Genomic DNA, 14,293 nt, shown 5'->3' with positions numbered 1-14,293 from the left:
AGGGGGCCGGGGACTCCCGGAGGAGGACTGGCGCAGAGGGGGGCTATCCCTCGGGGCAGGATTTGGCTTATCGGTTCGAGCACGGGGCTGCTCGCAGCCGTGCCGCAGGCATTGAATGCCCACGCTGGGGCGCAGCAGGGCTTTTCGACCGCGCTGGCGTTGGCCCTGATTCCCTACAGTGTCTGGGCCCTGCTGGTGCCGCTGGTGCTCATGACGCTCCGCCGGGTGTCGCGCGATGCTCCGCTCGAAGCTCGGACCGGGGGATGGCTCATTGCGCTGGGTGGCGGCTTCGTCCTGGCCCATTCGGTGCTGCTCTCGCTGGCGTTCTCGGTGCTTGAGTCGTGGTCGACTCGCGGGCTCACGTTCACCGACGGGTTCCGCAGACTCCTGCTGGAGCGAGGCGTGCTCGGGTCCTTCGAGTACCTGCTGTTCCTCGCGGCCTGGGCGACGCTGGGCGCGTTCCGTCGAGCCCGTGAGCGGGAGCTGGGCGAGTCGCGGCTCGCGGCACGTCTGGCGGAGGCGCGGCTGGAGGCGCTCCGGGCGCAGCTCGACCCGCACTTCCTCTTCAACACGTTGAACGCCGTCGTCTCTCTCGTTCGACAGACGCGGAACGCGGAGGCCGAGGACGCGCTCGTGGAGCTGGGTTCGCTGCTGCGAGCCAGCCTGGACGGACGCAACGAGCAGGGCATTGCCCTGGCCGAGGAACTGGAGCTGGTCCGCCGCTATCTCGGCATCGAGCAGCTCCGCTTCGGCAGTCGCCTGCGCTTCCACCTGGAAGCGGAGCCTGAGACGCTGGGGGCACGCGTGCCCATGCTCGTCCTTCAACCCCTGGTCGAGAACGCCATCAAGCACGGCACCTCCCGCCGCGCGGCCCGAGGGAACATCCGGGTCCGCACCCTGAGACGGGGCGAACGGCTGGTGCTCGAGGTCCGCGACGACGGCCCCGGGCTCCGTCCAGGGAGCACACCCGGAACGGGAATCGGCGTGGCGAATACCCGCGAGCGCATCCAGCAACTCCATGGCGAAGGCTATGGTGTGACCCTCGAGGACGCACCGGGCGGTGGCGCCCTGGCCCGCGTGGAGCTTCCGTTCCAGGTGTCCACGGTCGAGCCGTCACCGCAGGGGAGGGCAGCGAATGGGTGAGGGGAGCGAGGCAGGCTGGCGGGTGCTGGTGGTGGACGACGAGCCGCTGGCCCGCGACAACGTGCGCCACCTCTTGTCCCGTGCCCCCGACGTCACGGCGCTCTGGGAATGCGAGAGCGGAGGCGACGCGGTGGACGTCATCCTCCGAGAGAGGCCGGACCTGGTGTTCCTCGACGTCCAGATGCCCGAGGTCGACGGCTTCGACGTCCTGCGCGAAGTCGGGCCCGAGCTGATGCCGCCGGTCATCTTCGTCACCGCCTTCGACCAGCACGCCGTGCGCGCCTTCGAGGCGAACGCCCTCGACTACCTCCTCAAGCCCTTCAGCGCGGCCCGCTTCCAGGAGGCGCTCTCTCGCGCACGCAAGCAGCGTGAGCAGGGCCGGGAGCGGGCGCTCCTCGAGCGACTGTCGTCACTGCTCGCGGGCTACACGCCGGCCAACGCGCCGCCCGCGGACACCGGACAGTACCTGGAGCGCATCGCGGTGAAGACGGACGGCAAGGTGGTCGTCGTGCCCGTCGCCGAGCTGGACTGGTGCGAGGCGGAGGGCAACTACGTCGTGCTGCACTCCGGCGCGAAGAGCCCCATGCTGCGCGAGACGCTCAACCGGGTCGAGCAGTGGCTGGACCCGAAGTGCTTCGTGCGCGTCCACCGGTCCACGTTGGTGAACGTCAGTCGCATCAAGGAGCTGGAGCCCGACGTGGACAAGGGCTGGGTCGTCATCCTGCGCGACGGCACCCGGCTGCGCCTGAGCCCAGGACGCAAGGCCGCGGTGGAGGCCGTGCTGCGCCAGTCGTTCTGAGACCTCACTCGCCCGCGCGTTGGAGCCGCTGGCGGTACTCGCTCGGCGACTCTCCGGTCCACTGCTTGAACGCTCGCGAGAAGATCTTCTCGTCCGCGTACCCCACGTCCAGCGCCACGTGTTTGATGGGCACCGAGGAGCGCCCGAGCAGCTCCAGCGCGTGGCGTCGCCGCACGTCGTCCTTGAGGTTCTGCAGCGACGTCCCCTCGAGCGCCAGCTGTCGATGCAGCGAGCGCACCGACACGTGCAGCGCGGACGCCACGTGCTGCGCGGTGGTCCCCGAGGCGCGAGGGTCGCTCAGCTGTGAGCGCACCCGCTCGACCAGCCGCCGGTCCCTCCGGTACTGCCGCACCGTCAGCGGCAGCGCCCGCTTGAGCATCGCCCGCAGGGCCTGCTCGTCACGCTTGGCCGCCAGCTCCAGGTAGCCCACGTCGAAGCTCATGCTGGCGCGGGTGGCCGAAAAGCGCACCGGCCCCGGGAACAGGAGCGGGTACACGGACTGGTGCGCCGGCGTCGCGAAGGGGAACGTCACCTCGCGCAGGGGCAGCTGTGAGTTGACCAGCCAACAGGCGTACCCATGCACGTAGCGCAGGCTGCTGAGCAGACAGAACTCGCGCATGGCCCCCAGCTCGTGCCGCTCCTCGATGGCGAGCCGCGCCGTCGTGCCCTCCACCTCGAGTGAGAGCAGGACGTCCTCGGTCAGCAGCCGGTGGTGGCGACACCAGCGCTGCAGCGCGATGCCCAGCGTCGGTGAGCTGAGCGAGGCCCGGCAGAGCATCCCGTACGTCCCCCAGGGGAGCCGGCGGGTGAACCACCCCAGGGCCTCGTCATCCAGCTCCTGCATCGCCGTGGCCGAGAGCGTCTCGAACTGCCCGGCGTTGATGCGCGCAGACACCCGGCCGAGCTGCGCGCGGGTGATCTCCGCCTTTCGCAGTGCGTCGTGCGGGTCCACCCCGTACTTCTCGTACGCGAGCACGATGGCGCGGACGAACGCCATGGGCGTCTCCGCGCGCGGCAGGGGTTCGGGGGAGCGCTGGAGGCGTCGGGGCATCGGCGAGCAGCATGGCCTGGTTGGCACGATTTGCAACCACCCTGGCGCACGCGAGCCCTCCCTCGTACCTAATGTCCGCCAGCCACCTCGAGACGCTGGTTGGGAAACGACTTCATGGCTCACTTCGCAGAGCTGGGCTTCGCGCTCGGTGAATCCGTCGAGATGTTGCGCAACACCGTGCGCGCCTTCGCCGCCAAGGAGATTGCTCCCCGGGCGGCCGACATCGACCGGGAGAACCTGTTCCCGGAGGACCTCTGGACGAAGCTGGGCGCCCTGGGCGTCCTCGGCATGACGGTGAGCGAGGAGTATGGCGGAGCGGGCCTCGGCTACCTGGCCCACATCGTCGCCATGGAGGAGATCTCCCGCGCGTCCGCGTCCGTCGGCCTGTCCTACGGCGCGCACTCGAACCTGTGCGTGAACCAGGTCTACCGCAACGGCACCGACGCCCAGCGGCGCAAGTACCTGCCCGGGCTCCTCAGCGGCGAGCACGTGGGCGCGCTGGCGATGAGCGAGCCGGACGCGGGTTCGGACGTCGTCAGCATGAAGCTCAAGGCCGAGAAGCGCGGGGACAAGTACATCCTCAACGGCGCCAAGATGTGGATCACCAACGGCGCCAACGCGAAGGTGCTGGTGGTCTACGCGAAGACGGACGAGGCGCTGGGCCCCAAGGGCATCACCGCCTTCATCGTCGAGGGCGGCTCCAAGGGGCTCAGCTTCGGCACCAAGCTGGACAAGCTGGGCATGCGCGGCTCCAACACGTACCCGGTCTTCTTCGAGGACTGCGAGGTGCCGGAGGAGAACGTGCTCGGCGGCGTGGGCGCGGGCGTGAAGGTGCTCATGTCGGGGCTCGACTACGAGCGCGCGGTGCTCGCCGGTGGGCCCCTGGGCATCATGGGCTCCTGCATCGACGTGGTGCTGCCGTACGTCCACGAGCGCAAGCAGTTCGGGGAGAGCATCGGCCAGTTCCAGCTCATCCAGGCGAAGCTCGCGGACATGTACACGTCGTGGTCGGCGTGCCGCGCGTACGTCTACGCGGTGGGTCAGGCCTGCGACAAGGCGGACCACGCCAGGACGCTGCGCAAGGACGCCGCGGGCGCCATCCTCTATTCCGCGGAGAAGGCGACGTGGATGGCGGGACAGGCCATCCAGATCCTCGGCGGCAATGGCTACGTCAACGAGTACCCCACGGCGCGCTTGTGGCGCGACGCCAAGCTCTATGAGATCGGCGCCGGGACGTCGGAGATCCGCCGCATGCTCATCGGGCGCGAGCTGTTCGCCGAGACCGCATAGGGAACACCACCATGGCCATCCTCAAATCAACCACGGATACCCGCTCCGCCGACTTCCGCGCGAACGCGGAGGCGATGCAGAAGCTGGTCGGCGACCTGCGCGAGAAGGTGGCGCTCACTGCCAAGGGCGGCGGCGAGAGCTCCCGCCAGCGCCATGTCTCCCGAGGCAAGCTGCTGCCCCGGGATCGCGTCGAGCGCCTGCTGGACCCCGGCTCGCCGTTCCTGGAGATCGGCCAGCTGGCGGCCTGGAACATGTACGGCGGTGAGTCCCCGTCCGCGGGGATGATCGCCGGCATCGGCCGCGTCCAGGGCCAGGAGTGCATGATCGTCGCCAACGACGCGACGGTGAAGGGTGGCACGTACTACCCGATGACGGTGAAGAAGCACCTGCGCGCGCAGGAGATCGCCCAGGAGAACCGCCTGCCGTGCGTGTACCTGGTGGACTCCGGCGGCGCGTACCTGCCGCGCCAGGACGACGTGTTCCCGGACCGGGAGCACTTCGGCCGCATCTTCTTCAACCAGGCGCAGATGAGCGCGGCGGGCATCCCGCAGATCGCCGTGGTGATGGGATCGTGCACGGCGGGCGGCGCGTACGTGCCGGCGATGAGCGACGAGACCATCATCGTCAAGAACCAGGGCACCATCTTCCTGGGCGGCCCGCCGCTGGTGAAGGCGGCCACCGGCGAGGTCGTCACCAACGAGGACCTGGGCGGCGGTGACGTGCACACGCGCATCTCCGGCGTGGCGGACCACCTGGCGGAGAACGACGCGCACGCGCTGTTCCTCGCGCGGCGGATCGTGGCGAACCTGAACCGCACGCGGCCGCACACGGTGGCGCTGGAGCGCTCCGAGGAGCCGCTCTACGACCCGAGCGAGCTGGGCGGCATCATCCCGTTCGACGCCCGCAAGCGCTACGACGTGCGCGAGGTGATTGCCCGGCTGGTGGACGGCTCGCGGCTGGACGAGTTCAAGGCGCGCTACGGCACCACGCTGGTGACGGGCTTCGCGCACCTCTACGGCATCCCGGTCGGCATCATCGCCAACAACGGCATCCTGTTTGGCGAGTCGGCGCAGAAGGGCGCGCACTTCATCGAGCTGTGCTCGCAGCGCGGCATCCCCCTGGTGTTCCTGCAGAACATCACCGGCTTCATGGTGGGCCGGAAGGTGGAGAACGCGGGCATCGCGAAGGACGGCGCGAAGATGGTGACGGCCGTGGCCACCGCGCGGGTGCCCAAGGTGACGATGCTGATCGGCGGCAGCTTCGGGGCCGGCAACTACGGCATGTGCGGCCGGGCGTACTCGCCGCGCTTCCTGTGGATGTGGCCCAACGCGCGCATCAGCGTGATGGGCGGCGAGCAGGCGGCGTCGGTGCTGGCCACGGTGAAGCGGGACGGAATCGAGGGCCAGGGAGGCACGTGGGCGAAGGAGGCAGAGGAGGAGTTCAAGGCGCCCATCCGCGCGCAGTACGAGGAGCAGGGGCACCCGTATTACGCCACCGCGCGACTGTGGGACGACGGGGTCATCGACCCCTCGCAGAGTCGTCGCGTGCTCGGCCTTTCACTCTCGACCGTGTTGAATGCTCCGATTCAGGAGACTCGATTCGGCGTCTTCCGGATGTAGGACTCGACCATGTTCGAAAGTCTGCTCATCGCGAATCGCGGCGAGATTGCCTGCCGCATCATCCGCACGGCGCGTCGGCTCGGTATCCGCACGGTGGCCGTCTATTCGGACGCCGACGCGGGCGCCCGTCACGTCCGCCTGGCGGACGAGGCCGTCCGGCTGGGGCCTCCCGCCGCGCGCGAGTCGTATCTGGTGGTGGAGAAGCTCATCGACGCGGCGAAGAAGACGGGCGCCCAGGCCATCCACCCGGGCTACGGCTTCCTCTCGGAGAACCCCGTGCTCGCCGAGGCCTGCGCGGCGGCGGGCATCGTCTTCGTGGGGCCGAACGCCGAGTCCATCCGGGCGATGGGCTCCAAGTCCGCGTCCAAGGCGTTGATGGAGAAGGCGAAGGTGCCGACGACGCCGGGCTACCACGGCGACGAGCAGGGCGTGGAGCGGCTCAAGGCGGAGGCCCAGCGCATCGGCTTCCCGGTGCTCATCAAGGCGAGCGCGGGTGGCGGCGGCAAGGGCATGCGCCGGGTGGACCGCGCGGAGGACCTGGAGGCGCAGCTGGCGTCGTGTCGGCGCGAGGCGCTGGGGGCGTTCGGCTCGGACCTGGTGCTCATCGAGAAGTACGTCGAGCGGCCGCGGCACATCGAGGTGCAGGTGTTCGGTGACACGCACGGCAACTACGTGCACCTGTTCGAGCGGGACTGCTCGGTGCAGCGGCGTCACCAGAAGGTGCTGGAGGAGGCGCCGGCGCCGGGGATGACGGAGGCTTTGCGCGCGAAGATGGGCGAGACGGCCATCCTCGCCGCCAAGGCGGTGAACTACGTGGGCGCCGGCACGGTGGAGTTCATCGCGGACCCCGCGGGGAACTTCTACTTCATGGAGATGAACACGCGTCTCCAGGTGGAGCACCCCGTCACCGAGGAGATCACCGGCCTGGACCTGGTGGAGTGGCAGCTGCGGGTGGCCTCCGGTGAGCGGCTGCCGAAGACGCAGGCGGAGCTGTCCATCCGGGGCCACGCGATGGAGGCGCGCATCTACGCGGAGAACCCGGACGCGGGCTTCATCCCGTCCGTGGGCCGGCTGGTGCACCTGGTGCCGCCGGAGACGTCGCGGCACGTGCGCGTGGACACGGGGGTGGAGCAGGGGGATGAGATCTCCACGCACTACGACCCGATGATCGCGAAGCTGATCGTCTGGGGCGAGGACCGGGACGCGGCGCTGCGGCAGATGCGCGAGGCGCTGGAGCGCTACCAGGTCGTCGGCGTGGCGAACAACGTGGAGTTCCTGGGACGACTGGTGAGGACGGCATCGTTCTCCCAGGCGAACCTGGACACGAGCCTCATCGAGCGTGAGCGCGAGGCGCTGCAGCCGCCCAAGGGGGAGATTCCCGACGACATCTGGCGGCTGGGCGCGGTGGCGGTGCTCTCGCGGGCGCGCGACGAGGCCGCGAAGGCGGAGCCGGGCTCGCCGTGGGCGCAGCTGGATGGCTTCCGGCTGGGCGCGGTGGCGCCGTTCCTGGTGACGCTGCGTCACGGGGACGTGGTGCGGGAGATTCGCGCCGAGCAGACCGGTCCTGGGGCCTATGGCATGCGGGTGTCGGCGCCGGGGGGGCAGGACAGCGCGGCGCGGTTGCCGGTGCGGTTCACGGTGGGCGAGCGGGACGCGGTGACGCTGGCGTCGCCCGAGGGGACGGTTCACGCGACGGTGGTCCCGGTGGGGGCGCGCTGGAGCGTGTTCGCGCGAGGCCGGCGGTGGGAGCTGGAGTCGTTCGATCCGCTCGACGTCGAGGCGACGGCCCCGGAGGCAGAGGGCGGGCTGCGCGCGCCGATGCCCGGCAAGGTCATCGCGCACCTGGCCGAGGTGGGGGCGAAGGTCTCCAAGGGCACGCCGCTGCTGGTGATGGAGGCGATGAAGATGGAGATCACCATCTCCGCCCCGCGCGATGGCGTGCTCGCGAGCTTCCGTCATCACCCCGGTGAGCAGGTGAGCGAGGGGACGGAGCTCGCGGTCATCGAGGAGAAGGTGGCCTGAGGACAGCGGGGGCAGCGTCGTGGGTCTCCGACGCTGCCTTTGGTTCGTCGTGGAGTGAGGCTCGTGTCGTGGCCCGGCGCCGGATTCTCGCCGCCGCCTGGCGTCGCGGCACGCGCTCCCCCTGAACAGACTCTCAGGGGGTTTTCACGGGAGCCGACTGGAGTCGGATCCGCGCTGGGCGGCCGCCCGCTTGCGGAAGTCGATGATCGGCGACGCGTCGAGTCGCCACACCCCGTCGATGCGACGGAGCTCCATCGGGATAGGAGAGTCGGAGCCCTTCATGAGGACCCACTCGAACTTCTCCTCGATGCGGACGATCTTCATCTCGCGGTAGTGCTTGCCGAGTTCCTCCGCCACGTCCGCGGGGTAGGCCCCTTCCGACCATAGGATCGCCGCGTCCGGGTGGTCGATGATGAGGGGGCGGATGGCCTGCTCACTGCCCGTGAGGTTCGCGAGCGCGAAGCGCCGATAGACATCCTCCGGAGAGCCGGGGACCTCAGGCTTCTTCGCGCATCCCGCCGCCATCACCAGACCCAGACTGAGCGCCACCATCACGGTCGTCGTACGTCCGCTTTGCATCTCGATATCTCCTGAAGCCTACTGCCATGATGTTCAGTGGTTTTTCGCTGCGAGCCTTGGCTGGGATGGCACGCATTGGATGTGCAATGCCTACATGAACAGCTTATCAGCTACTTTTCGAGGGCCTGTCACCCTCGCGAACAGGATCCTGGAGGCCAATGCCTACATGAACAGCCCTTCAGCCATTTCCAGCCCTCTCGAGCAGCGATCATACAGGGGCCGTGACTCGTGCCTACATGCACGAACCATCAGGTAGGCCCGCATGAGAGGAGAGCAATCCAAGACAAAGCAGACATGTCTATCAATGCAATGATAGACATGTCTGTCTTTTGGTTCGTCGCGGAGCTACTCGCCCGCGCGCTGCTGGTTGAGCCGGTCGTAGTGGCGGTAGCCCAGCTTGTCGAGCGCGCTCGGCGGCGCGAGGCCGATGTCCACGAGCGTCTTGATGTCATACGTCCCCGCGAGGACCGGCGGCGCGTAGCTGCGGATGGCCGAGGGCGTGCGGAACTTCTCCAGCGGGAACAGCACCGCGCTGGTGTGCACATGCACGAAGTGCGCGGCGGACTGACGCTGCCAGCCCGCGACTCCGGGCGCCGTAATCACGTGGGGCGTCGCCAGGAACGTGCCGCCCGTGAGGATCTCCAGCTGCTGTCCCACCTGCGCCACGATGCAGCCCGCCGGCGCGGTGCCACGGACCTTGCGGCCCTGCGGATCCTCGTCCGTCGCGCGCGTGCGCAGATACAGCCCGCTCTTGTCATCCGGGCTCGGCGCCGGCTTGCCCTCGGGGTTCAGGAACCGGCCACCGGGCAGCAGCGTGAGCAGGTTGAAGTCCGTGTGCTCCTCGCCCCAGACGATGTCCGTGTTCACCTGCTCCGGACGCAGTGGCAGGTACTGGAGCGCGCGGGTGATGTGCGGAGCCCGCTCGCAGAGCGCGGTGAAGGTGTCCTCGGGCAGCCCCAGCGCCACCGCCGAGCCTCGCAGCAGCTTGAGGCCCGCCTCGTGGAGCGAGCGCCCCAACGTCACGATGCCTTCCTGGAAGTACTCCGGCGCGTCGGGCGGCCAGACGTTCTCCGGATACAGCTCCGGGAACTCCATCGCCGCCACCTCGTCGTTGGGGTAGGGCGCGACGAAGTAGCACTCCTTGAAGTCCGGCTGCCCATTGCCGGCGACGGCCACCTCGGTGTTCGGCGGCGTCCAGCCCCGCTGGTACCAGAGCTCCGCGCGACCGTAGGGCTTCTTCGCCTCGGCCGAGCGCGCGATGAAGGCCGCGAAGGCGTCGTAGTAGCGATGGAGCGCCTGCGTGTCGACGCCGTGGTTCTTGATGTACACGAGACCGAAGACGCCAAACGCCTCACGCAGCGCCGCAGCGGCGCGCTCGATGCGGCTCGCCTCGCCGGAGGCAAGGTCTGCAAGGTCGACAGTGGGGATGTTCAGCGAAGAGGTCTCGGCCATGGTTCCCCCAGGTTTATCGCTCCTGGCGACCAAAAGGGAGGGCCTCGTGGGTGCCACTACCCCTGGTATCAGCGCCCCTCCCCAGACAGGGCCGAACCACCAGGGCGCACCCTCACCGCACCACCGGCAACGGGAAGCTCCAGGGCTTCCCATCCGAGGCCACCGCGTGGCCCGTCACCTCCGCCGCCCCATGCCCTTGTCGCTGGGGCTTGAACGTCGCCTGAGGATTCCTCGCGGACGCCTGCCCGCCATGGAACACCGCGAAGCGCGCCGCCACCGCTCCCACCGTTTGAAGTAGCGCTCGTGCTCGAGCACGTAGCGCACGAGCCCTCCCAGGAACGCGATGTCCGAGCCGACACGGATGGGCACGTGCTGGTTCGCCACGGCGCTGGTGCGCGTGTAGCGAGGATCCACGTGGATGACCGTCGCCCCCCGGGCCTTGGCCTCCATCACCCACTGGAAGCCCACCGGGTGACACTCGGCCATGTTGGAGCCCTGGATGAGGATGCAGTCAGAGTTCCGCAGGTCTTGTTGGAAGGTCGTGGCCCCGCCACGTCCCAGCGTGATGCCCAGACCGGGCACCGTCGATGAGTGTCATATGCGGGCTTGATTCTCCACCTGGACGATGCCGAGGGCGGTGAAGAGCTGCTTGAGGAGGTAGTTCTCCTCGTTGTCGAGCGTGGCGCCGCCCAGGTGCGCGAGGCCCAGCGTGCGCTGGACGCTGAAGCCGTTGACGTCGGTGTCCTCCCAGGTCTCGTCGCGGGTGCGCTTCACGCGCTCGGCGACCATGTCCATGGCCTGCTCCAGCGGGAGGCGTTCCCACTCGGAGCCGCCAGGACGGCGGTAGAGCACGTGCTGGACGCGGTGGGTGCCGGTGACGAGCTGGAAGGTGGCGGAGCCCTTCGGGCACAGGCGGCCCCGGGAGATGGGCGAGTCGGGGTCGCCCTCGATGTCGATGATGCGCTCGTCCTTGACGTAGATGTCCTGTCCGCAGCCCACGGCGCAGTAGGGGCAGACGGATTTGACGACGCGGTCCGCGCGAGCGGTGCGGGGCTCCAGCGTCCGGCTGCGCTCCGTTATGGCCGTATCACCGAGCGCCTTGACGTCGCCGCGCGCGATTTGACGCAGCACGGGCCAGCGGAGCATCAGATCGAGGATTCCCACGGCGGACCTCCCGGTCGGAGTCATGCCGGCGCGCGTCCGGATGATGGACGCCGAGTGTGCCCGAGACACTTAGCGGGAGGGCCACCATGGCCTGAGTACGTCGGACTCCAGACGGTCGCTGGTGGGGTGTGTCGTTGACCGGATGTAGGAAGGACCGCAAGCAGCCCTTCCTACCCGGCTATCACGGCACAGACATCACTCAGTATTGATAGAAAACCCAATCAAGCCCACGACCGTCGTTTTCCGAGATGCCGCAGAAAGATGTGGCCGAATTGCAGCCGAGTTGAATGATCGTGGGCTGCCAACCAGGACTCACGACGCCGCATTCTTCGTAATGCTCAGCCTCGTAGACACTCCACTCGGGCGAGGAAGTCACCAGCGTGATGTTGCGATAAAGTGGATCACCCACAGACCTGCACGTTTCAAAAGGCGAAAGCCCTGTGATTTCGCCGGTCCCGTCAGAAAAGATTGCCATGGTGTACGACGAATCCACCGTGAGATAGTAGCTCCCAATGAGCGGATCGCCTGGCGGCAGCAAAGAAGCCTGATTGCTATCGAGCGTGCCCGAAGCCCCCTCTTTGCGTGATGGCTCACCGCAGGCAGAGAGTGAAATCGCAAGAACGACGCCACCGATATGACAGCGCTTCATGTGGACTCCTGCCCAAGGTGCAATATCCGGCTATGCCGAGATTGCTGACATTGCCAGAATAAAGGCTGGTGTTGCAAGGCGTTTGTGCTTTTGAGGACGAGGGCTAATGTGCGGCGGTGGGTCATTGAGTGGCACGGGTGAATTTGAAGTGACGGCAAAGTTCCGCACTCATGACTCTGTAAGGCTTCTCTCAAAGCTCGGCCTATACTTAAAAAGGCGACGTGGGTTCCGGTGACGAGTTGGACGGTCGAGGAGCCCATCGGACACAGGCCGCCTCGGGACACGGACGAGTTGGGTTCGCCCTCGATGTCGATGCCTGCGCGCGTCTTTGACATAGGTGTCGTGCTCTCAGCCCACGGCGCAGTGCGGGCAGACGGAGCCGCGCGCGATTTGATGCAGCACGGGCCGGCGGAGCATCGGTTCGAGGATTCCCACTGCGGACCTCCCGGTCGGCGTCATGTCGGCGCGTCCGAATGCTGGGGGCAAGCGTTCCCTAGCGCAGGGGCGCAGCGGGACACTGACGCCAGCGCGAGTCAGGCTCAGGACGGTTCTGCGGGCGCGCTGCCCACAAGTGGATGATGAATAAGTGCCTTCTGGAGCTGGCATCGTGGCGGCATTGAATGACTGTCCGATTTTCGCGAGTGGCCTGGGCGTATCAGGCGATACCTTGTCTATCGACGATGCATAGCTTTCGAGCAGGCGGCCGCTAGCGCCAGGGCTTGCCTGGTCCAAGACGTGTCTCGGTGCCTGGTGAAGCTCAAGACCATGGGGCGTGCTATGCGAAAGGTCATTCAGGTTGTTTTTCTCTCGGGGATTGGAGTCCTGTCGTTCGGGGCGTGCGGTCCAGCTCCTGAAGAGGCGGTTTTTGGTGGAGACGACGATCTACTGCCAGAATATCTGGGTGAGGTCTCCCAGTCTGAGTTCGGTGGGGACCTGGGCAGTCGAGTCAGCCCGACTGTTGCGGCCTATAACACCTGCGGTGTGTCTAACCAGTGGCGACTGAGCTGCAACTCAGGTGGCACAGGTGATATGGCCTATATTTGGAAGGCCCCTTATTCTGGGGCATTTGTTTTCTCGACCCTGGGGTCGAGCTTCGACACTGTTTTGGAAGTTCGCAACTACAAGAACACGTCTCAAATCTTGGGATGCAATGACGATGTGGGTCAATACTATCAATCCAGAATGACGCTATCTGGCATCCAGAAGGGTGACATGCTTTTGATAATCGTTGATGGTTACGAAGGTGACTGCGGATCTGGCGTCCTGCATATTGGCAGGCCATGAAACGCTTGAGGGCGCCTACTATGGCCTGGAGCGGCGGCGTGCCTCTGGGCTCGAATCCCTCAAGCCGTCCGCGTGTGAATAGCGGGCTCGCGTCGACCCCGCACCCGGCTGTCGTCATCCCCCGCACCACACGGGAATGAGAGTCGTTCCGTCGGACACCCTTCGGGTTGTTGCTGAACATTGCGCTGATTATCGTGCGTGAATGCGCACAGAGATTCCGCGGATAGGCATTCCCTATCCGTCTGACATCAGCCCGGATGCGGAGGCCTGTCGCGCGCACACCCTGCGGTGGCTGTCACGGCAGGGGCTCGTCGTGGGCCCGGATGCACTGCGGATCTACGACCAGATGCGCATCGACCGGCTCACCGCGCGAACGTACCCGGAGGTCCTTGGCACCTGGCTGAACCTGGCGAACGACTTCATGGCCTGGGGCTTCATCTTCGACGACCAGTTCGACGGACCGCTGGGCCGGAGCATCGAGGCCAGTCGCGCCGCGCTGGAAGAGTTCCTGTCCGTGACCCGGTCCGAGACACCTCGGCGGTATCCCTCATCTCCGCTGGCGGTCGCCTGGGTCGAGCTGTGGGGGCGGCTGGTCGCGGGGCGGAGTGAGGCCTGGGTCGAGCGGTTCGCGACGAGCTTCGTCCGGTATCTCCAAGCACAACAACGCGAGGCCGTGGATTGGCGGGACGGCGTGCCGGGGGACCTGTCGACCTATCTGGCCACTCGGCGTGAGACGGCGGGCATCTTTCCCTGGCTGGACCTCGGCGAGCCGATGCACGGCTACGAGCTCCCTCCAGAGATTGTCGCCTGTGAGCCGATGGCCACCATGCGGTCCACGTGCGTGGACGTGGTGCTGGGCGTGAACGACATCTGCTCGGCCCGCAAGGAGGCGGCGATCGGGCAGACGCACAACCTGGTGCTGCTTCGCATGCGGGATCAGGGCGTCGATGAGGCGTCCGCCCAGGCGTGGGCCATCGGGCAGGTGGAGTCATGGGTCCGAGCCTTCGAGGAGGCGGAGGTCCGGATGCGCCAGGGCGTCCGGACTCCGCGGGTCTGGAGTGAGATCGACCGCAGCATCACCACGATGAAGAACTGGATGCGGGGCAACCTGGACTGGTCGCTGGAGTCGGGCCGGTACAGCGACTCCGAGCAGCTCCGCTCCAAGGAGGGCGCGTGGCCCTGGGCCTCGCTCCTCAATCCTTCTCGGGAGCAAGCCAAGGCGTCGTGACGACAGCCAACAG

Annotated in this window: 11 protein-coding genes and 1 pseudogene; 7 read left to right on the top strand and 5 right to left on the bottom strand. The window is 67.3% G+C overall.

The genetic code is table 11. The annotated features are described in order from the left end of the window. The first annotated feature begins 159 nt into the window (after nucleotides 1-159). Both VZQ01_RS41505 and VZQ01_RS41500 read left to right on the top strand, forming a co-directional pair. Nucleotides 160-1,143: a sensor histidine kinase gene (locus VZQ01_RS41505; protein ID WP_426746411.1), complete on the top strand. Its 984-nt coding sequence runs from the start codon at nucleotides 160-162 to the stop codon at nucleotides 1,141-1,143. Further along, nucleotides 1,136-1,942, top strand: coding sequence for a LytR/AlgR family response regulator transcription factor (locus VZQ01_RS41500; RefSeq protein WP_223748635.1), 807 nt, complete (start codon nucleotides 1,136-1,138; stop codon nucleotides 1,940-1,942). The genes VZQ01_RS41505 and VZQ01_RS41500 overlap by 8 nt, the downstream gene beginning before the upstream one ends. A gap of 4 nt (nucleotides 1,943-1,946) precedes the next feature. On the opposite strand, the gene VZQ01_RS41495 is transcribed toward VZQ01_RS41500, so the two are convergent. Continuing rightward, nucleotides 1,947-2,939 (bottom strand): AraC family transcriptional regulator, encoded by a 993-nt coding sequence (locus VZQ01_RS41495; protein WP_223783276.1) that lies wholly within the window; start codon nucleotides 2,937-2,939, stop codon nucleotides 1,947-1,949. A 168-nt stretch (nucleotides 2,940-3,107) separates the two neighbouring features. On the opposite strand from VZQ01_RS41495, the gene VZQ01_RS41490 reads away from it, so the two are divergent. The 3 genes from VZQ01_RS41490 to VZQ01_RS41480 are packed head-to-tail and all read left to right on the top strand — an operon-like array spanning nucleotide 3,108 to nucleotide 7,924. Further along, nucleotides 3,108-4,283: an isovaleryl-CoA dehydrogenase gene (locus tag VZQ01_RS41490; RefSeq protein ID WP_223748633.1), complete on the top strand. Its 1,176-nt coding sequence runs from the start codon at nucleotides 3,108-3,110 to the stop codon at nucleotides 4,281-4,283. An 11-nt stretch (nucleotides 4,284-4,294) separates the two neighbouring features. Next, a complete protein-coding gene (locus VZQ01_RS41485; RefSeq protein WP_223748632.1) occupies nucleotides 4,295-5,902 on the top strand; it encodes a carboxyl transferase domain-containing protein in 1,608 nt (535 codons plus the stop codon). 9 nt (nucleotides 5,903-5,911) lie between these two features. Continuing rightward, nucleotides 5,912-7,924 (top strand): acetyl/propionyl/methylcrotonyl-CoA carboxylase subunit alpha, encoded by a 2,013-nt coding sequence (locus VZQ01_RS41480; RefSeq protein WP_426746409.1) that lies wholly within the window; start codon nucleotides 5,912-5,914, stop codon nucleotides 7,922-7,924. A gap of 144 nt (nucleotides 7,925-8,068) precedes the next feature. Here the strand turns inward: VZQ01_RS41480 and VZQ01_RS41475 are convergent, their stop codons facing one another. From VZQ01_RS41475 to VZQ01_RS41460, 4 genes and pseudogenes are all read right to left on the bottom strand, one after another. Then, entirely contained in the window at nucleotides 8,069-8,503 is a 435-nt protein-coding gene (locus tag VZQ01_RS41475; RefSeq protein ID WP_408890415.1) for a hypothetical protein, read from the bottom strand. A 345-nt stretch (nucleotides 8,504-8,848) separates the two neighbouring features. After that, on the bottom strand, nucleotides 8,849-9,955 hold the full coding sequence (locus VZQ01_RS41470; protein ID WP_223748629.1) for an isopenicillin N synthase family dioxygenase: 1,107 nt from the start codon (nucleotides 9,953-9,955) through the stop codon (nucleotides 8,849-8,851). 282 nt (nucleotides 9,956-10,237) lie between these two features. Then, nucleotides 10,238-11,101: pseudogene (locus VZQ01_RS41465) on the bottom strand (molybdopterin-dependent oxidoreductase); the annotation flags it as partial. Nucleotides 11,102-11,318: 217 nt separating this feature from the next. Next, entirely contained in the window at nucleotides 11,319-11,768 is a 450-nt protein-coding gene (locus VZQ01_RS41460) for a hypothetical protein (protein WP_426746408.1), read from the bottom strand. A gap of 750 nt (nucleotides 11,769-12,518) precedes the next feature. On the opposite strand from VZQ01_RS41460, the gene VZQ01_RS41455 reads away from it, so the two are divergent. After that, nucleotides 12,519-13,052: a hypothetical protein gene (locus tag VZQ01_RS41455; protein ID WP_426746407.1), complete on the top strand. Its 534-nt coding sequence runs from the start codon at nucleotides 12,519-12,521 to the stop codon at nucleotides 13,050-13,052. A gap of 202 nt (nucleotides 13,053-13,254) precedes the next feature. Continuing rightward, nucleotides 13,255-14,280, top strand: a complete 1,026-nt coding sequence (locus VZQ01_RS41450; RefSeq protein WP_426746406.1) for a terpene synthase family protein — start codon at nucleotides 13,255-13,257, stop codon at nucleotides 14,278-14,280. Nucleotides 14,281-14,293: the final 13 nt, after the last annotated feature.

The sequence above is a fragment of the Myxococcus faecalis genome, assembly GCF_050039385.1.
Classification (GTDB): domain Bacteria; phylum Myxococcota; class Myxococcia; order Myxococcales; family Myxococcaceae; genus Myxococcus; species Myxococcus fulvus.
This window is presented reverse-complemented; position numbering and strand designations above follow the sequence as displayed.